The 20,125-nt window shown below is 54.1% G+C and carries 9 protein-coding genes; 6 read left to right on the forward strand and 3 right to left on the reverse strand.

Going from position 1 to position 20,125, the window contains the following annotated elements:
- Positions 1-376 precede the first annotated feature (376 nt).
- Both Pla22_RS12265 and Pla22_RS12270 read left to right on the forward strand, forming a co-directional pair.
- Complete coding sequence (locus Pla22_RS12265) at positions 377-1,651, forward strand: polysaccharide pyruvyl transferase family protein (protein WP_146514870.1); 1,275 nt, start codon at positions 377-379, stop codon at positions 1,649-1,651.
- A gap of 122 nt (positions 1,652-1,773) precedes the next feature.
- The gene (locus Pla22_RS12270; RefSeq protein WP_242631965.1) at positions 1,774-3,297 is read left to right on the forward strand and encodes a protein adenylyltransferase SelO; all 1,524 of its coding nucleotides are present in this window, start codon (positions 1,774-1,776) and stop codon (positions 3,295-3,297) included.
- A 163-nt stretch (positions 3,298-3,460) separates the two neighbouring features.
- On the opposite strand, the gene Pla22_RS12275 is transcribed toward Pla22_RS12270, so the two are convergent.
- Positions 3,461-4,006, reverse strand: coding sequence for an AlkZ-related protein (locus Pla22_RS12275; RefSeq protein ID WP_146514871.1), 546 nt, complete (start codon positions 4,004-4,006; stop codon positions 3,461-3,463).
- Positions 4,007-4,318: 312 nt separating this feature from the next.
- On the opposite strand from Pla22_RS12275, the gene Pla22_RS12280 reads away from it, so the two are divergent.
- The 4 genes from Pla22_RS12280 to Pla22_RS12295 all read left to right on the forward strand — a co-directional run bounded on the left by Pla22_RS12280 (position 4,319) and on the right by Pla22_RS12295 (position 12,971).
- Positions 4,319-9,016 (forward strand): bifunctional serine/threonine-protein kinase/formylglycine-generating enzyme family protein, encoded by a 4,698-nt coding sequence (locus Pla22_RS12280; protein WP_146514872.1) that lies wholly within the window; start codon positions 4,319-4,321, stop codon positions 9,014-9,016.
- A 78-nt stretch (positions 9,017-9,094) separates the two neighbouring features.
- A complete protein-coding gene (locus Pla22_RS12285; protein WP_146514873.1) occupies positions 9,095-9,880 on the forward strand; it encodes a class I SAM-dependent methyltransferase in 786 nt (261 codons plus the stop codon).
- Positions 9,877-11,814 (forward strand): glycosyltransferase family 2 protein, encoded by a 1,938-nt coding sequence (locus Pla22_RS12290; protein ID WP_146514874.1) that lies wholly within the window; start codon positions 9,877-9,879, stop codon positions 11,812-11,814. The genes Pla22_RS12285 and Pla22_RS12290 overlap by 4 nt, the downstream gene beginning before the upstream one ends.
- Positions 11,811-12,971: a hypothetical protein gene (locus Pla22_RS12295; protein ID WP_146514875.1), complete on the forward strand. Its 1,161-nt coding sequence runs from the start codon at positions 11,811-11,813 to the stop codon at positions 12,969-12,971. Before Pla22_RS12290 ends, Pla22_RS12295 begins: the two co-directional genes overlap by 4 nt.
- A 29-nt stretch (positions 12,972-13,000) precedes the next feature.
- Here Pla22_RS12295 and Pla22_RS12300 read toward each other — a convergent pair whose 3' ends face one another.
- Together Pla22_RS12300 and Pla22_RS12305 are read right to left on the reverse strand one after the other, a co-directional pair.
- Positions 13,001-14,323 (reverse strand): tRNA-uridine aminocarboxypropyltransferase, encoded by a 1,323-nt coding sequence (locus Pla22_RS12300; protein ID WP_146514876.1) that lies wholly within the window; start codon positions 14,321-14,323, stop codon positions 13,001-13,003.
- 133 nt (positions 14,324-14,456) lie between these two features.
- Entirely contained in the window at positions 14,457-19,793 is a 5,337-nt protein-coding gene (locus Pla22_RS12305; RefSeq protein ID WP_146514877.1) for a CHRD domain-containing protein, read from the reverse strand.
- Between the last annotated feature and the right edge of the window lie 332 nt (positions 19,794-20,125).

Below are 20,125 nucleotides of genomic sequence, written 5' to 3' on the forward strand. Positions count from 1 at the left end.
AGCGGTGACAGTTCTTGGTCAGCGGTGAACGACGTTATTTGCGCCGAGCCAAAATGCACTGCGAAGGGTTGAACTCAACCGCACCGAGCTGCAACGAGCACCACACTGAGCCGCCACGTATGCAGCGAATCGGGCAAATCGTTGGTCTCTCGTCGCTCTCGCGTACGCTGTCATGTACAGTAGTCGCGGTGCAAACCTATTCGTCGCGTTTGTTGGAGCTCTTCGCGAACGTGACGTCCAATTGGCCTGTACTCAGTAGCATCGCCTCGTATTTTAGAATGCGTTTAGCGATAGACGGGGACCACGGTGAATGATTTTACTGTGAAAACTGAATCGAAAAAATTTACTAAGACTGCAATCGGAAACTAACTATCTAATGAGAAGCGAAATAAGTAATCGGCGTGAGTTCCTAGCTGTGATGGGTGTTTTGGCGGCAAGCAGTCAGGCGGCCTTCGCAGATCAAGCGAAACCCAAGCACATATTGCTGCGATCTTCTTGGCAAACAGTGAATATAGGCGATATCGCCCATACACCAGGAGTGCTGCGAATTTTGGAAACGCATCTTCCCGAAGTGAAGGTGACGTTGTGGCCTAGTAAATTGGATAACGGTGTTGAGGAATTGTTGCGCTCGAACTTTCCCAAATTAGAGATTGCTCAGAACGCGAGCGAACTGAAGGCGGCGTTCGAAGATTGCGATTTCTTGTTGCATGGATCGGGGGCTTCGCTGGTCGCTCAGCGTGATGTGAAGCGTTGGTCCGAAGAAACGAATAAGCCGTACGGTGTCTACGGGATTACGTTGCCGCTTAAGAAATCTAGTGCCACGCAAGCAACGTCGGAAAGCGCGATGGCGGAAACGATTCGCCTTCTTAGCGGGGCAAGGTTCGTCTACTTCCGAGACTCTCATTCATTGACACTTGCGAAGGCGAAAGGCTGTTCGGCACCCATCATGGAATTTGGGCCCGATGGCGCGTTTGCATGTGACCTGCGTGATGACGATCGGGCGGATGCATTCTTGAGTAAACATGGTTTGGAGACGAGCAAGTTCCTTTGCTGCATTCCCCGACTTCGCTACACACCGTATTGGACGATTAAGGACTTGCCTTTCGATCCGATCAAGCATGCTCGCAACGAAGCGATGAAAGAGCACGATCATGCGCAACTCTTGGCGGCGATTGTTGAAGTTGTTCAGAAAACGGACATGAAAGTGTTGCTATGTCCCGAAGATCAAACGCAGATGAAGGTCGGTAAGGAAATGCTGCTCGACCGGCTTCCAGACGATGTTCGCAAACGTGTCGTTTGGCGTCCTGACTACTGGTTGACCGGTGAGGCTGTCAGCACCTATGTCCGCAGCGCCGGTTTGTTTGGCAACGAAATGCATTCGCCGATCATGTGCGTCGGTCATGGTGTTCCGGCGATCGTTTGTCGCTGGGCCGAACAGACTTCCAAGGGATACATGTGGGAGGACATCGGCTTGGGTGACTGGTTGTTCAATCTAGACGAACCCGATGATGTTGCTGGAATCGTTCCTGCAGTGCTCAAAATGGCGAGTGACCCAGAGGCAGCAAAGCAAAAAGCGGACAAAGCACGCCAACGAGTCGAAAAGCGGCAAGCTGAAACCATGGCAGTGCTTCGCAACGAACTCAACGCGTAATCGCCGGCTTAGCGAATCATTGAAGGACGATTCATTGATGCGACAATCTTAGACGTCCTTTTGCATAGGGAGATTCGCCAAGGGGACGACTATGTTAGCGTACCGGAGTAAGCGGTCTGGTTTTGAAGTACCAGATCGCTCGCATGCCGCCGCTGAAAGTCTCACTTCAATTGAAATGCGAACTCGTGCCATTCCGCTTTGACAATAGTTATTCCCGTTTGCCGAACGCCTTCTTTGAAGCGACGGCACCCACGCCGGTTCGTGCGCCGTTTCTGATTCGTCTAAACCGCCAACTCACTGCGGAATTAGAGGGCGACGCGGATTTGTTGGAATCCCAAGAAGGACTTGAGATCTTGTCCGGCAATAAGATTGCCGAGGGGGCCGAGCCGATTGCGACTGCGTATTCTGGGCATCAGTTCGGCGGTTTCTCGCCCCAATTGGGCGATGGTCGCGCGGTGTTGTTGGGCGAAGTCGTCAACGCTGGCGGTGATCGCTACGACATACAACTGAAAGGATCAGGACCGACGCCGTTTTCGCGGCGAGGTGATGGACGTTCGGCCCTGGGCCCAGTGTTGCGAGAATACATTGTTTCCGAGGCCATGGCTGCGTTGGGAGTTCCGACCACTCGCGCACTTGCCGCAGTTGGTACCGGCGAACACGTGTACCGGGAAGGTCCCACGCAAGGAGGCGTTTTTACTCGCGTCGCGCAGTCGCACATTCGAATCGGAACGTTTCAGTGGTTCGCGGCTAGAAACGACCAAAAGAACTTGCAGGTTCTCGCCGACTATACCATCGGGCGACACTACCCTGATGCAAGAGACACCCATAATCCTTACCTGACCCTTTTGAGTCGTGTCATTGAACGACAAGCTGACTTGATAGCGCATTGGATGCAGTTGGGATTTATTCACGGAGTCATGAATACGGACAACATGACGATCTCTGGTGAAACGATTGATTATGGTCCTTGCGCGTTCATGGATAGCTACCATCCCGCCAAGACCTTTAGCTCGATTGATCATCAAGGTCGTTACGCGTTCGGCAACCAGGGAGCGATCGGCTTTTGGAATCTGACTCGCTTTGCTGAAACGTTGCTACCTCTAATCGACAGCGACGAAAAGCAATCGATCGCCAAAGCGGAATCTGCACTGGACGCCTACGACACCATTCATCGCGAAGCACTCGAAAAACGCTTGCTGGCGAAGATTGGTCTTCAGCGAGGAAGCAGCGATGATTGGAGTTTGCTGACCACATTGCTTGAGGCGATGGCAGACAACGAAGTCGATTTCACGCTGTTGTTTCGTCATCTTGCCACCACATTGGAACAAGGTGATGACTTAATAATCACCCAGATGTTTCGTCAACCAAAATCTATCTCGGATTGGTTGAAAGTGTGGAGGTCCAGGATTGAAGATGATCAACGCGATCAGGCGGTTGCATTGATGCGTCAATCGAATCCTGTTTATATCCCTCGCAATCATCGCGTCGAAGAAGCGATAGAGGCTGGTTATCAAGGCGACTTCTCTCTTTTTCACCGACTCATCGAAGTAACCCAAGACCCATTCCACGAACACGCCCAGTACGCCGAATACGAAAACGCACCACTGCCGGAACAAATTGTCCAGGCAACGTTTTGTGGCACCTGACCGCTTGGGGTGCAGCATCTTTGGCCTTCGCGTTCTAAGCATTGAACTGAACTGAACTGAACTGAACTGAACTGAACTGAACTGAACTGAACTGAACTGAACTGAACTGTGCTGTGCTGGACTGTGCTGTGCTGGACTGAAGTGAATCTAGCTGTGCTGCGGTCTATGCCTTCCGCTGAGCTTGAACGAGTTCGAAATGAACTTCCTGCATCGGCAGCCAGAAATCGTTCTTGAGTTGGGGATCATTGGAACGCACGATGTTCAGGCATACTTGAAGTTTTTTCAACGCGGTATCGAACTGGCTCTTGGTGCAGGACAACTGTGCGAGCACGCGTTTGCGTAGCGGGCCGGTGTAGGACGGTTCCAATCGAATCATCTCGAAAATTTCTTGCGATATCGTGTCCAGTTCGCTGACTTCTTGGTAAGCGTTGGGGAAATGGACATCGCGAAAGTGATTCATCTCCATGAGCACCGCATCACCTCCGGCTACCTTCCCGTAGAACACAGCCTCTGGGTAAGTTTGCGGAATGCGAGTTTTCCAATCCCAAACCGCCTTCACCTTGGGGCTCCATCCGCCAGCCTTAGGTTTTTTCTCTGAAAGGTCTGTGTTGTCCCAAAGCGAAGCGTGCGGTGAACCCTTGCTTCCGAATACGGTGCAGACTTTTTGTTTGAGCACAAATTGATAAGCGTCGTCGAATGTCTTAATCATGCTGACGGTCGGATCGGCGAGTAGCGTTGGCAAAATCGGTGGCGGCGTTGTTTGATAAGGGAACCGACAAGCGAATCAGCCAACGTTGCCGGCAGGACTTGCATTGAATGTCGTCCGTGGCGAATCATTGACGTTCGGACGATAGTTTTCCCGTTTAGAAGCAGTGCTCAAACATTCACTGGTGGCGCTTCTTTGTGTCGAAGAATACCCCGTCCCTAACCCGTACGCAGCAGGAAGAGGTATAAAGGAATGCACCGGCTAACACCATGAACAAAGATACGCCGAGCGCCATTGATTTGAAAGATTCAGTCCATGCCTAATCGCGATCCTTCTGATTCGTTCAGCGTTGATGGCACGAAGCTAGACATGGACGGCACGATGGAGAGCAACAAACAAGGGAGCGAGCATCCGGGCGATGGCGGCACTCGGGACGAAAGTTACGCCGGTATGCGTGCCGAGGCCATGCCGACGCAGGTCACCAATTCAGTCGGTGACGTGCCGGTCGTACCCACAAGCAATCTGAAGCAAGTAGGCCGCTATCGGATCATTAGTCTTCTCGGGGCAGGCGGATTCGCCAATGTCTACTTAGCCGAAGACGAAACACTTCGTCGACGCGTCAGTGTTAAGGTTCCTCATTCACATCGAATCCTCGGACCCTCGCACCTGAAACGGTACATGGACGAGGCAATGATGGTGGCCGCGTTGGAGCACCCCAAGATCGTCCCGGTCTATGACGTCGGTCATTTGCCGAACGGCCTGTGTTACGTCGTTTCGAAATACATCGAAGGGCAAACATTGGCGGATGCGATCATGGTCCGGCAACTCGGGATCGTCGAGTCGATCAAGACCGTGATCGATATCGCAGAAACGCTTCAGCATGTCCACGAATGCGGAATCGTTCACCGAGACATCAAGCCAAGCAACATCCTTCAGGATGTGAATGGAACGCTTTACGTAAACGACTTCGGGTTGGCGTTGACTGAACTTGATGAATCGGATCGCGGTCGAGTCATCGGAACGCCCGGCTACATGAGTCCCGAGCAAGCCAGTGGTGAAGGTCACCTTGTCGATGGCCGCAGCGATATCTTTTCGCTCGGAGTGATGTTGTACGAGCTACTGGCCGGACGACGACCGTTTCGTGGCGACTCGTCGGAGCAGGTGTTGTATAAGCTTCGTCATGCCGAACCAAAACCCATTCGTCAGTACAACGCAAGCATCCCACGCGAGCTTGATCAAGTCTGCCAAAAAGCGATGGCAAAGCTGGCAAGCCAGCGATATGCGGCAACGGTTGACTTGGCGAGTGACCTGAAACAGTGCCTGCGGCTATGCGATGAGTCGGCGGATGAACCGAGTATCGCCGCAGCATTGAAGGGCCCATCATCCGTCAAGACCAGCGACGGCTCCCGCGTGGTCGTGATTCCGAAAGGCTTGCGATCGTACGACGCGCACGACGCTACTTTCTTTCGGCACATGTTGCCCGGTCCGTATGACCTTCACGGGTTGCCAGAGAGCATTCGGTTTTGGAAGAACCGGATCGACCCTTCGGTTTCAGACACTGACAAGCGGAGCTCAATCTTCCGGCTCAGTGATGAAAGTGGAGAGTCCGTTTCGGCTCGGGACGGTCAACAACTCACTACGGAACCGTTTCGCGTTGGAGTCATTTACGGAACCTCGGGGTGCGGTAAAAGCTCGTTTGTCCGAGCCGGCTTGATTCCATCGCTTGATCCACGAGTCCAGGTGTGCATGCTCGACGCCACTGCTGGAAGCACGATCGCGGACCTAGCCACGCTTCTCGACAAGAAGTCCGGTAGTTCGAATGCCCTTAGCGATCTAAGAAGCGACGATCCCTCATCGGGCGCAAAATCGACCCCAGAGCTTTCGTTGGACGAACGAATGGCGTGGATTCGACGCCGTGGCGAACGAACCCATGACGGCCGAAAGGTTTTGATCGTCATTGATCAGTTCGAGCAGTGGCTTAGTGCTGCGGATCCGGAAGAACGCCAAACGATGGTTCGTGCGCTGCGCCAGTGCGATGGGGAAAGCTTGCAAGCGATCCTTTTGGTTCGCGACGATTTTTGGTTGGCGATATCGCGTTTGATGCGTGAGATGGACATCCCGCTTACGCCGTCGCACAACTTAGCGATGATCGATCTACTAGACAAGCATCACGCCGCAAAGTTGCTTCGTATGTTTGGTCGAGCCTACGGCCGAATTGGGCAAGAAGGTGCTGAACTTCGCCGGGAGCAATCGGCGTTCATCGACGAAGCCGTTGAATTGCTGGCGATCGACGAACATGTCGTCGCGGTCCGGCTAACACTATTCGCCGAGATCATGAAGTCGCGTGATTGGACGCGTAGTAGTTTGCGAAAACTTGGAGGAATGGATCGGATCGTAGAGCGATTTTTGATTGAGTCGTTTGACCTTCCGTCGTCTCGTAAGGACCACCGCGTCCATGCCCAGTCTGCTCGTCAACTTCTCGATGCGATGCTCCCCAAGACAGGGTTGATCCGCAGCGCACCCGTTCCCCAAGATGAGTTGCTGCAGTTGCTTGGTGGACAACGCGATCCGGCGAACGGAAACGAATTATTGCGCATACTCGACGAAGAACTGAAGTTAATCACATTGGTTGAGTCTTCGTCCGCGGATACATCGGAAACACGGCTTTACCAGCTAACGCATGATTCGTTGGTCCCCGCAATTCGTCAGTGGATATCGCATCACGAGAGTGCCACCATGGCCAGTCGTGCTCGGCGTGACTTACGAACGCGTGCGGCGGCATGGCAGCGAGAACCAAGTCGTCGTGAATTGCCTTCGCTGTATGATTTGGTGCGATTCTTGGTTCTGGCCAAGAGTTGGTATCGAGACAATTCGGAACGAGCAATCCTACGAGCCGCATCTGTCTTTTACGGATGGCGTTTGGCACTGTTGGCTGTGGCTGGCGTTCTGATCGCCTTCGCGACAGTCCAGATTCGGGGGCAATCGAAATCCGACGTTCTCGTGAATCAGTTGCGGATTTCGACCACCGCTCAGTTGCCTAACACGATCAACGCGATCAGGGATCACTCACGGTATACATTCCCCGATTTGCGAGCGATCGCTAGCGACTCTTCTCGCGATGGCCGCGAACGATTCTTGGCCGCCTTGGTGCTTCCCGACGACGAACAGGCATCGCGTGGAACTTCTAAATCAGATGGCATCGACTTCGATCGCTTAATTCACGATCGCTTAAGCGATGCACCGTTTGACTTGTTGGCTTTGGCGTTAAAGCAGAAGCCGCATTGGCCGCACCGAATTAGTGAGTTGTTGATTGTTGATTTGAGCAAACAAAGCGTCGCACCGGCTCGGCGGTTACGTGCCGGATTAATGTTGGCCTCGTGTGACGACACGTACAAAGACGTTCTCTTGGGCCACCGAGAATTGCTGACGGACTTAATTCTTATCGAGGCCACCTCGAATCGTCTTCAGTATGCGACGCTCGTTAAGCTAACATCGCCCTTGGCGATGATCCTACGCGATGAGTTTGTGGCTCAAGCCAATTCAGATATTCCAGATGCTCGTCGCGATGCGGCCATCGGCTTGATGCAGGATATGTGTTCGGGGGATTGCACGCGTTCATTAAGCTTTGCTGCTGACTTGAGTAGCCAAGACTTTTTGAAGGTTGTTCTGCCGCACACTACTGACCTTGAAACGCTTCACCAATTCGCAGTGAAGCAGATCGAAGATGAACTGGAAAGTTCGCACAAACCCAAGTGTTCTGGTTCGGCCGGCAAGCGATGGGGCCACTTAGCGTCCTTGGCGCTCGTGTCAGCGCAGAATCGAGATCAAGTAACGTCAGCATGGGGGAATATTTCGAAACTGATGGAAGTCTGTTCGGATTCGATGTTTGCAGGTGTCCTGATCCACACTACGCCACAGTTAGCCGCTGGTTCACTTAGCAGCAACACGATGCTGAATCCCTCGGACTGGGTGCGAATAGCTTCGTTGTCAAAGCAGTCGGCCAAAAAAAGAGAGTTCGATTGGGAACGCTCTGTACGCCATACCGTTTTATTCACTGCCGGACAAATGGGGCTGACACTTCAAGACGATCAGCAGATCAGATCGCTACGATTAGAAATGCGAGACATTTTCGCAAATGACACTGATCCCGGAACGCACGCGGCAGCTTGGTGGTCGTTGTGTCAGATGGAAGACGAAGAATGGGTTGAAGAGAAACTGAGCAATCTAATGACATCTGCTCTGGATGCGTCACGCAAGATCGGTTGGCGCGTCAACAAGGAAGGTATCACGCTTGTAACCGTCGATGCCTCCGATGTGCCGGACGTCAACGTTGTCATGGAAGTTGCTTGCGGTGAAACGACTGTGGAACAGTTCATGCGTTTTGATACATCGTACGAGCATCAAAAGGAATTAAAGTCAGACGACGTTCGTGCTCCTGTTGGTGTGATCACATGGCCCGAAGCAGTCGCCTATTGCCAATGGTTAACGCTCCGCGATGGGATGTCCGATACTGATTTGGCCTACGAAATCGACGAGCACGGAGAGTTCGAATTGGCACAAGACTACCGCGATCGAAAGGGATATCGGCTTCCAGTGGCGGCAGAATGGCGGCACTTGTGGAGCGTCGATAAAGCAAGGGTGGCTTGTTTCAACGATGACACTTTGATTTATGAGTATCTCAATATTATGCCAAAATCGAATGATCGCCCCGAGCGTATCGGTGGTTCCAAACCCGACCGTATCGGAATTTTTAACTTGGGTGGCAATTGCTACGAATGGACGTCTAACCGGTTCGAAGACCTCGCGTTGTCGCTAGGCATGAGCTACGGACACAAGAAAACGAATCGCTTTGAAGTTGATAGTGATCGCTACCTGCCTAGAGAAATCAACTGGCGTGCGGTGGGTTTTCGCGTCGTTCGAACGATCCCGTCTGAAACGACAAAGGCAAGTAAATCCAGCGAAGTGAGTGTTCCGTCGCCTTCTAAAGTTCCAACGGCTTTGCCCGAGAGTTAATATTTGTTTCTTCAGTAAAGCGTTACTACCTGCTGTTTTCGATCTGAACTTCGATGTCCTTCCTTAGAGAGCTAGATCATGAATTCGTCAAATGCACCTGACCCAACGCCAACCGGTTTTCGCGAAGCGCCTCACGGAACAGCACTTTGGGCCTGGGGAGGCAGTTCGTGGAATCTGCATTCCGATCAATCGTTGCCTAACGCAAAGCCAGGAAACCCACCCGCCGAATCCGGCATGTTCGAAGGCCAATTTCGACAAACGCCTTCGGTTCTGAAAGATGTGCAGTTGAGCGCCGGGTCGTCGGGTACACCTCTGTACGGCACGCAGCAGATGCTTTTGGAAAGAGCACAAGCGATTCCTGGGCATGCTAGTGATGGCGAATTGCAGTGGTTAATAACGACCGCAGAAAATCTGAACCCAGGAGCGATTTGGGCCGAAGTGGGGGCACTGTGCGGTCGATCGTTCGTCGCGGTGGGTTTATCGCTTCCGCCAAAATCGACACTAATCACGGTTGACATTTCACTCGGACTTCAGCGACGTGCCGGGCAATCGTTATTAACAAGCTACGAGGACGTGATGAGCGAGCGTGATGATTTGCGAATCATCATGATCAAGTCTGATTCCGTCGAAGCCGCTGGCTTTATTCCTGCGAAATCTTGCGATGTTGTTTACCTAGATGGTGCGCACGATGAAGTTGCTTTGCGAGCTGATATTAGCGCATGGTCAACACGACTGAAGCCAAAGACCGGATTGTTGTGTGGTCATGACTACAACAATTCAACCTACCCGGATGTGAAGAAAGTCGTCGATCAACTCGGCCATGCTCACGTTGCTAAAGAAATGATTTGGACTTACCAGCCGTGACAAAGATCGCATGTCCGTTTCGACAGGATGTGCGTTACGACAATTCACGAGAAACCGCCCACTGCGAGCTAGCAGCTCGTGTGCTTGGCATCGGCGTTCGGAACAACGCCTCAGACGATGGGGTGATATTGAATGCTACTCGCGTGGATCGCTCTGCGTGCGAGTATTGCGTCGGCGATGGAAAAGTGAATCCCGAGCGGATTGGCGAGGTGATCGCATCGCTCACGCTCGGTGCAAAGCAAACCGACAAGAACGCGCACGCTTGTGATGTATCGCAGGATGACTATTTGCGCGAGATCGCAAGTTCAGTTATCCAGCGTGCTTCCCGCCGTACGATCTCGGTCGGCAGCGGATTGGCGGCATGTGACGCCGTACTCGTCATCGAAGACAGTGATTCGCCTGACGCCATTCAACGCAGCGTGAGGAGCTGGCTGGACCAGGAACAAGCGTTTCCGTTGTTGCACTTGGTTGCTGCATCGAAACCATCGGACGATGCGATTGTTCGATTTGCCGACGAGCCGAGCGTGAGGTTGCACCGACACTCGACGGTTGGTGCTAGTTCGCTCTTTCGCCGTCAGCGTTCCTGGACCGGGCGTACGTTTGCGGCGATCCAATGCATCGTGGGAAAACTTGAAACGCCGTATATCGCCATTGCTTCGACCAGTGTGGTGGCACAATCGCTTCACATTGCTCGTGCTTTTGAGTTGATGAACCAGCGAGGCGCGGAAATTTACGCGGGATCGTTGAACGTCTCAGGTCATTATGTTGATTCGTCGTTGCCTGACCCGACCTCGCCCACTCGTTCGATTCACCCCGCGACGCTGGTGTTGAGGCGCGCGTCCTTCGTCGACATGGGCGGGATTGCCGAGCGAGACCATGATGTTGATGTTGAATGGGTGTGCCGAGCGGTCGCCGAGCAACGCAAGTTCGCGATTGGCAAGCAGGTAGCCGGAACGCTAGACATGCAACGCGGTACGCATCAAGACGTTAACAAGGCCAGCGTTCCGCCGGTTGCGGATCATAACGTGATTTGCAACGACGTGCCTCGATATGAACTCTCGGGAAGCATCTTAGAATCCAACGCGATTGGATTCCCCGACGCGACGGTTGGGTGCGATGTCGTGCTGCCCTTTCGAGGGCACTTGGATTACGTCGATGAAGCGATTCAGAGTGTCTTAAGTCAACACGCAGCGAAGTTCACGTTGCACCTCATTGATGATGCCACCGAAATGCCCGAGTCGGAATTGGTCAATTGGCTGTCGCACTATGCCAGCGACGATCGCGTTCGCATCTATCGTAACCGCGAAAATATTGGTCAGTTCGCTTCGTTCAACCGAGTCGTTCCGCATCTTGAGCATGATTGGATCGTGACGCAAGACGGTGACGATCGAAGTTTGCCCGATCGGCTGCGACATTCCCTGAAGCGAGCGACGTTGACGCAGTGCGATATGTTCGCGGGGGCGACGGAGTTGTTCGGATCGACTGAGTTGACCGAGTACGGGTCCAAGTCATCGAATCAGTCTTCGACAACGCTGATGCGATACTCACGCTATCCGGCCGCAGACGAGAGTTGGTATTTCGTAGAAAACCCCACCATCGTTCATCGCCGAGCCTTCTTTTGTCGGATGAATGGGTTCGCCGATTTTGGGACCGTGCTGCGAAGCCGCACGTCAGTCGACAGCGAGTACATGCTGCGCGCGTACTTTTCGGGAGCGAGTATTTCGGTAACGAAGCGGCCGATGATCGAGTATCGAGTGCATGACCAATCGGCAACTCAACACGGACACACTCGCATGGGCAGTCCGACTCGCGTTTGGTGCCAACAGGAACTCCGGCGGCGTTTGAATTTGATGAAGTCGGGGGGTTTTGATCCTCGCATCTTCGGATCTCTTTCGCGATGCGAGCCAGCCGAACGTTGGGAAGCGAAACCATGACCAATTTTCGTCGCAACCATCTGGAATGCGTGTTCCGCAAGGAAGCTTCATCTCACATTGGTTGCAGCCTAATCGAAGAAGTTTTAGGCGACTCGGGGCATGAATTCTCAGTCGTCGAGCCGCAAGTTTGCGAATGCTGTTGCCGTCAATCCGAGCCTCAGGTTACGCGATGGAACCCCACCATCGCGTCTTTGATACTGGAACGTTCATCCAAAATGCTCGCGGATTCCGATGTGCCACCGAACCAGAAAGCAAAACTCGAAAGTGTGCGAAGTGCTGCTTTGGATCGCATTCCCATCACGCTCGCGACAGACACATTTGCGGTTTCGCCGCCGTTGGCGTCCGGTCCCGTGGATTCGTTGACACTGAGCGATTTGCAACAGCGCATTCCGTTGCCGCCCCTGCAACACGAGTTGGCATCGCCCGAAAAGAGCTCGAGCTTTTGCTGGGCTGTTGGTATCACCACGGCGTCCCGCGAAGAGGAAACCTTAGGCGATACACTGGCAGCCTTGGGCGAATCAGGTTGGTCTCATGCGAGTCTGTTCGTGGATGGCCCCATGAGTGTCGACACCACACTAGCCAAATTGCGAGATGTTCTTGCGACGTCCGGTCGCCTCATGAACGTGGATGTTACGCAACGATCGACAGCCGTGGGCGGATGGTCGAACTTTTGCCTGATGATCGCCGAGTTGTACCATCGGTACCCAACTGCGGATGCGTTTTTGCTGCTGCAGGACGACGCATTGCTCGCCCGTTATTCTGATCTACGACACTACCTTGAAGTCGTCATGCAAAGGATTGGCTCTAGATCAATCGCGTCACTATTTTGCAGTGGCGTCGAAGCGAAGCAGAACACAGGTTGGCATCGGCGTGACAACGAGATCCAATACGGGGCTCAGGCGTTCGTATTCGGCAAAGAGGCGATGCATCAGTGGCTAGCTAGTTTTGCAGACACTCAACCGAAGGGTGAAAATCCACAAGTCGGCATCGACGGCCGAATCGGACGCTGGGCTTGGCGAAAACGAATTCCCATTTGGTTGCCTCACCCATCGTTAGTCTGGCATCTCGGCGAAACCAGCACACTCTGGGGCGACGCACAACCGCTTGGCCCGCGGCAAGCATCTGACTTTCTCGAGACGATGGACCAACCATCTTGAGGCTATCTTCGATTTCAATTGCGATGACGTCACGACGTCATATCGGCAGCGGATGAACCACGCTGATTAAGAAAACGAGTGAGCGCGATGGCACTGCTGAGTCGTCGACCTGGTCGGCCGGGGTGTGACGGTGGTTCGACACTAACTTGCTGGCTCTGAAGAAACGATTCAAGTGTCGCGTGCTGGTGCGTTGGATCGTACTTCACGGATTTTAAGATCACACTCTCGGGCACCAACGCACCCGCATTGCGTAGCAGACGACGCGTGCTGGCATGGAATGTAACCAACGTATCTTGCGGACGAAGAAATGCACTCCAAGATTCGACAAACTGCGAAGTTGACATTGAGCCGTTCCATGTGCTCAGAGGTAGCTCGACATGATCTAGGAAATCGGAGGGGAGTTCCATGCGAGGTTTAATAACGGCTTGAAAACGTTCGCCAGTATTTAGTCGCTCTGCCAACCAAACGACGGGATGCCGTCGGTCGCGACCGCGAGGCGATCGTTTACACCCAACCTTACCCTCCTTAGTGATTCCCGGTTCGGATTCGCCGTAGGCGACGACGATGTTGCTAAGGTCAGCAAGGATTGCTCGGGGGATTCCCATCGTGTTGTGACTGCGTCGTTTGTTTTCACGCCATCCGTCACGAGCTTTAGGGTGATCCAATTGAGCCTGAACCATTGCATCAAAAGCGGCAACCAATTCATCGAGCCCTTCAGTATCCGGTTCAAGGGATCGCAGGGCGGCGACGGTCGCTTCGAGTGTCGACAATGCGGTGTCGTTGGGTTCGCGACGTATTCGGTAGTTCCCCGGTTCGGTTGGCTCAATCCGAAACCGTGGTAACTCATTGAGTTGTGGAATGTCTCGCAGTAATGTCTTCGCGTGATGCCACGTTCCATCAATCACTACCAATTGCTTCGGGTGCTCCGCACGCGGGAGGTCCGTCAGCAGCCGACCTTCAGGCCCGGGATAGAGAACGCCAACGTCATCGGCAAGCGACAGTTTGGCGAGACGGTCAGCAAGCGGGAGATTATGGTCGACCAGAAGTGTCGAATTCGTCAGAGCCTTACGAACAATACGGGCCGTATTGAACGCATGAAAACGCTCACGCATGTGTTGCAAGATAATGATGCCCGTCCGATTGTCGATCGTTGGAATCCGGTCGCAGAAACACATGGCGCGAGGACGATAGCACTGGTAGCATCGCACACGTGCGCTGCGTGAGTGGTCAACAGCATCGAACTGCTCGGATGATAGATTCGTAGAAGAGATGACGAACAAGTAGGGTTGATGGCGCGATCGGAATAAGAGCCAGTCGGGCATTCCCAAGGGAAGGCCAAGCAGGTTGCTCATCGATACCGCTTCCGGACTTTTGAAGCGATAGCGTGATAGAACGAACCCGCATTGTTCCTCACTCTTGCGACCACGAACAGTGGTGGCCGCAAGGTTGATTCATCAAGTTCTCAATACGATCCACGAACACGCTCTAGAGAAAGTTCAGGGACAATCGTTCCAGATCCAGTTCCCGTAGCCCAGCGTCTTCTGGTTCTTCCATCGACTCGATCGCCGTGTCGACAAAGTTAGGACTGCTCGAAGCGTTGCTTGAGAACGCTTCAAATTCGCTGGCCATCGAAAGTTTCGCGTCAATATCCAACTCGAGCGTCGGGTCACTGAAAATAGTATCGGTGTTTTCCGCTTGAACTGAATCGGTTACCGGTAACGGTGCTTGAAGTTCCGACTCTGCCGACTCGCCACTGAAGGCTCGGTCCTGTCGAGCGAGGTGGTTGATGACCAATAGGGCATCGAGCGCCGACACGTTCGAGTCACGATTAACGTCAAGGAACATGCCTGATGCGAAATCGACCTGTTCACCTTCACCGACGCTTTGGCGAGCGATCTGGTTGATAACTACCAACGCGTCCAACGCCGTGGTTGTACCGTCGGCTGTTGTGTCGGTGGGCGCGAATATGTTGGTGGAGGCGAGTGTTGACAACGCTTCGGGACCACTGGATGAACTCACCTGGAAGATACGGTCAATGGTCTGAGGCTCGAACAATACTGCGTACATTTCACCGGCGACAAGCGTCGCCTGTGTAATTCCGTCAACGAACTGACCGATCGGGTTCGTATTGCCATCGAGAATGCGAATGGTTTCCGTGACCGATGCCAAGCCGACTGCCGATACGGTCACCGTAGTATCAAGGACCGCCTTAAAGATGATCGCACTCGGGATGCTATCGCCCAGAACGATTTGAGGACCTGCGACCCTTACCGGAATCACGACTCTGGTCTCACGATCGCTAAAGTCATCATCGACGATGGTTCCTTCGGCTACAGCACTCACGATGACCGAACCTTCCGACGGGTCGCTCAGCGTGACCAAGAAGCCTTCGTTCTGTTCGATCAAGTTGTCGCCGGAAACCGGCACTGAGATGGTTTTGGATGTTTCCCCGGCGGCAAAGGTAACGACGCCACTCGGGAGTGTTGCATTCTGGAAATCGTTTGCCCCGGCCGGATTGGAACCACGACCATCGACGGTGTAGTTCACGGTCGCTGTACCGGCAACATTGTCGCTTCGGGTGACAGTGAATGTGAACATCGTCGTGCCCGAATCGCCTTCCGCTTTGTTGGCGTCAAGTGCGGTAATGGACAGGCTCGAATCTATGGGGGCAGCGAGATCCGATTCGAAAGCACCAATGTCGGACGCTGTTCCTTGCGGACGCGATACTCCGCGTTGATCGGTCGATAGACCCGCGGTGATACCAGCGTCCAAGGCCGGACTGCCAGCGACTAACGAAACGGTTTGGGTAGGCCCGCCGTTGTCCGCGAGTTGACCCAATCCTGCCTCAACACCAATCAGATTGTTTCCATTGTCGGTCACATCACCAGACGTGTCAGGATCCGTTACTGCTGTGTTGCGAGAAATGATCGAGTTCGTAGACGTCACTGTTCCTGAGGAGAAGGAAACGCCACCCCCAGTGTCCGCCGAGTTGTCTGCGATGGTGACGCTAACCAAAGTGACGGATGCACCTTCGCTGGCAATACCGCCACCGTTCCCAGAGGCCGTGTTTCCTGCGATGGTGGAATTGATAACGGAAACATCTCCCGCTTCACCGTCGTTGAAAATTCCGCCACCATCGCCAGAACGATTGGCGGCTATCGTTGATCGGATGACATCAATGCTTCCGGCCGCACTGTTCCACAAACCACCACCTTCATTGGCAGCCACGTTGCCGCTTACTGTGGTCTCAGTAAGTGTCAGCGATCCGTTACCAGAGATGTGGACACCGCCTCCGTTTCCAGGGGCAGCGGTGTTTTCTGGACCAGCCACGTTATCCGTAAGCTCAACGCCCGTCAGTTCAACGCTTGAACCATCAGTGAGCTCAATGCCGCCGCCCGCGCGATTGGCAATGTTGCCAGCGATCGTTGTATTGGTGAACGTCACCGACCCTTCGTTGAGCACTCCACCACCGCTACCCGAAGTTCCATCGGCAACATTATTGATGATCGTCGCGTCGGTCACGGAAAGAGTTCCACTCAAGTTGTAGATACCACCACCGCCGTTGTCCGCGTCATTTCCGGAGGCGACATTTCCATCGATCGTGGTGCCGGCGACGATCATTGAACCTGAACCATTCCACAAGCCTCCACCTTCCGATGCCGCTGTGTTGCTATTCACCGTACCGCCGGTGATCGTCGCATCACCGTCGCCGGTGATGTGAAGTCCACCTCCGTTGCCAGGGGACGCAGATCCTTCAGGTCCAGCGATGTTCATATCCAAGCTGACTCCTGAAAGCGTCGTGGTCGAACCAGCCGTAGTTTCAATCCCACCACCAGCGCGATTGGCGGTGTTGGAAGTGATTTCGGTATCGGTGATTGAAACCACGCCACCCAAATTCAAGATTCCGCCACCACTACCGGCGGTTCCGTCGGCGACGTTGCTAGCGATGGTCGCACTGGAGATCGTCAGCGTGCCACCGTTGTTGAACACGCCGCCGCCGCCATCGTCGGCGCCGTCACCCGATGCGGTGTTGCCGCTGATCATGGTTCCCGAGACAATCATCTCGCCGCTGCCGTTCCAAAGTCCACCACCTTCAAGAGCCGCCGTATTGCCATTGACCGTGCCGCCGGTGATCGTCGCGTCACCGTCGCCGGTGATGTGAAGTCCACCACCGTTGCCGGGGGACGCAGATCCTTCAGGTCCAGCGATGTTCATATCCAAGCTGACTCCTGAAAGTGTCGTGGTCGAACCAGCCGTAGCTTCAATCCCACCACCAGCGCGATTGGCGGTGTTGGAAGTGATTTCGGTATCGGTGATTGAAACCACGCCACCCAAATTCAAGATTCCGCCACCACTACCGGCGGTTCCGTCGGCGACGTTGCTAGCGATGGTCGCACTGGAGATCGTCAGCGTGCCGCCGTTGTTGAACACACCGCCGCCACCATCGTCCGCGCCGTCACCCGATGCGGTGTTGCCGCTGATCATGGTTCCCGAGACGATCATCTCGCCACTGCCGTTCCAAAGTCCACCACCTTCAAGTGCCGCCGTATTGCCATTGACCGTGCCGCCGGTAATCGTCGCATCACCGTCGCCAGTGATGTGAAGTCCACCACCGTTGCCCGGTGCTGCAGATCCAGTTGGACCGGCAACATTATCATTGAGCGTCACTCCCGAAAGCGTCGTGGTCGAACCAGCGATCGCTTCGATCCCTCCACCAGCGCGGTTTGCAGTGTTGCCTGTAATTTTGGTGTCGGTTGCAGTGAACGAGCTGCTGTTAAACACGCCCCCGCCGCTGCCTGAAGCCCCGTTTGCAACGTTCAGAGTGATGAACGAATCGACTGCGGTTGTCGTCGCCAAGTTGTAAATTCCACCTCCGCCATCAGTGGCCTCACTACCAGTAGCAGTGTTATTGGTAACCGTGACGCCATCGAGGTTCAGCGTTCCTTCACCTTCTTCGGTATAGATACCACCACCGCGGACTGCCGTGTTGTTGGAGATCATCACACTGTCGACGGTCAGCGTTCCGGCTGGCGAATTCCAAAGCCCACCGCCTTCGATCGCTTGGTTGCCCGCAACCGATCCGCCCGTGATCGTGACAACGCCTTCGCCACCGATGTGAAGTCCACCACCGTTACCCGGAGCGGCGTTTTCAGCNACCGAGTTGCCCGCTTCTACTGTTCCAAGCGTCACGTTGTTCAAGTCAACGGTTCCGCCCGCGGTTTCAATACCGCCACCAGCGCGATTGGCGNTGTTGGANGTGANTTCGGTATCGGTGATNGNNACNANNCCACCCAAATTCANNATTCCGCCACCACTACCGGNGGTTCCGTCGGCGACGTTGCTAGCGATGGTCGCANTNGAGATCGTCAGCGTGCCACCGTTGTTGAACACGCCGCCGCCGCCATCGTCGGCGCCGTCACCCGATGCGGTGTTGCCGCTGATCATGGTTCCCGAGACGATCATCTCGCCGCTGCCGTTCCAAAGTCCACCACCTTCAAGTGCCGCTGTGTTGCCATTGACCGTGCCGCCAGTGATCGTCGCATCACCGTCGCCAGTGATGTGAAGTCCACCGCCGTTGCCGGGGGACGCAAATCCGGATGGACCGGCAACATTGTTGTCGAGCGTCACTCCCGAGAGTGTGAGTGTGCCACGATTAGATTCGATTCCGCCGCCGGCTCGGCTGGCAATGTTTGACGCGATAGTGGAGTCAGTTACCGTCAAAGTACCGTCGTTGTTGAAGATACCGCCGCCGCTGCCCATCGTTGCTGGAAAGGAAATTTGACCTCTGACTTCGCCCGATGGATTGTCGGTGCTGTGGACATTAATGTAGGCGTTGCCGGCAAGCAGGTCGTTAAGGCTCTCGCTCGGGAAATCGACGTCATTCAATCGCAAGCGAATACCGCCAGACTCGCTAACGAAATTGTTGGAATCCAGGTTGACGACAACCGGGCCGTTTACGCCCACGGCTCCAATATGAATATGGGCACCCGTAACTTCCGGCAAAGTAGCATCGTTGTCGTCAGTCTCTATCCCTGTCACGAACAGGTCAATTTGAAATTGATCAGTGACTGGGTCGTAGACAAACAAGGCCTGCCCTGTTGCCAGAGTGGTCACGGCTGGGTTTTCTTGATCCCCCGTCAAGGCAATTGATGCAGACGCTGCGGCTTGGTTCGATGAGATCATCGAATTCACAATGTTAACATCACCGCCATCGTTAAAGATTGCACCACCACCGCTGGATGCACCGGAGCCTGTCGCGACATTCCCGGTGAGAGTGACGGAATCTAGATTCAGCGTTTGGCCGGATGCAACAAAGATCGCTCCCCCGGAATCTGCGATTCCATCGGTGAGTGTTAAGCCAGCGAGGGACACGACTGCTGGGCCATCGCCGGATGCTTCAATGGAAAAGATTCGCGTGGCATTGGATCCGCTGATGATTTGCGAGGAAGCGTCACCGAGCGATATCGCCAAGGAATCAGTTACCGTTAATGCAGATCCCAGGTTGATTTGCGATAGACCGTCGGCGAACGAGATCGTGTCGGTGGCGGTGCTACCAGACTCACCTGCAACCGTGTCTGCGTTGACTACCGCATTGGTATTCGCCGCTTGAATCGCCTCTCTAAGGCTCAACATCCCATCCTCGGCGACAATGTCGATATCCGTATCAACCACATAGCTGGCAAGCACGCGACGGTCTTCGAGTCGCTCGCCAATCAATCGAGTCAGGTGCGTACGGCGGCGTTTGATTCCGGCAGATGCGCGAACGCGCGAGGACTTGGGTGAACGGTTTGTGAGCAACTTGGTTCGGATGAGGTCAATCATGAAGGTTCCTGGTGTGGGAGGCGTATCCGAGTACGTTTCGACTAGCACATCCAGATTCCCAAATCTGCTGACTTGACCGACAAAACTGAGTTGTCACAGGAGAGAAACCGCCGAACTGTCGGAAGCAGGCCGGTAGTGAACGCAAGTGCCGTGCCGCTGAGGTCTCTTGCGAGTGATCGACGCGTTGACGATGACGGTAATATGCGTTTGCGATTTGCAGCGATTTTGGATTTTTTTTTGGCGGGTTATTGCCAGCACCGAAGGAACGTTTTCACCCGGAAAATGCGAACAGAATTGAACGTTTCCCTCGTTGATTCTTAGTTCCTCTCGGT

The organism is Rubripirellula amarantea, from assembly GCF_007859865.1.
Classification (GTDB): domain Bacteria; phylum Planctomycetota; class Planctomycetia; order Pirellulales; family Pirellulaceae; genus Rubripirellula; species Rubripirellula amarantea.

Bases quoted from the DNA above. Each gene is read 5' to 3' on its own strand.
- Pla22_RS12300 (WP_146514876.1), bottom strand. From the start codon at position 14,323: ATGAGCAACCTGCTTGGCCTTCCCTTGGGAATGCCCGACTGGCTCTTA.
- Pla22_RS12275 (WP_146514871.1), bottom strand. From the start codon at position 4,006: ATGATTAAGACATTCGACGACGCTTATCAATTTGTGCTCAAACAAAAA.
- Pla22_RS12280 (WP_146514872.1), top strand. From the start codon at position 4,319: ATGCCTAATCGCGATCCTTCTGATTCGTTCAGCGTTGATGGCACGAAG.
- Pla22_RS12265 (WP_146514870.1), top strand. From the start codon at position 377: ATGAGAAGCGAAATAAGTAATCGGCGTGAGTTCCTAGCTGTGATGGGT.
- Pla22_RS12295 (WP_146514875.1), top strand. From the start codon at position 11,811: ATGACCAATTTTCGTCGCAACCATCTGGAATGCGTGTTCCGCAAGGAA.
- Pla22_RS12285 (WP_146514873.1), top strand. From the start codon at position 9,095: ATGAATTCGTCAAATGCACCTGACCCAACGCCAACCGGTTTTCGCGAA.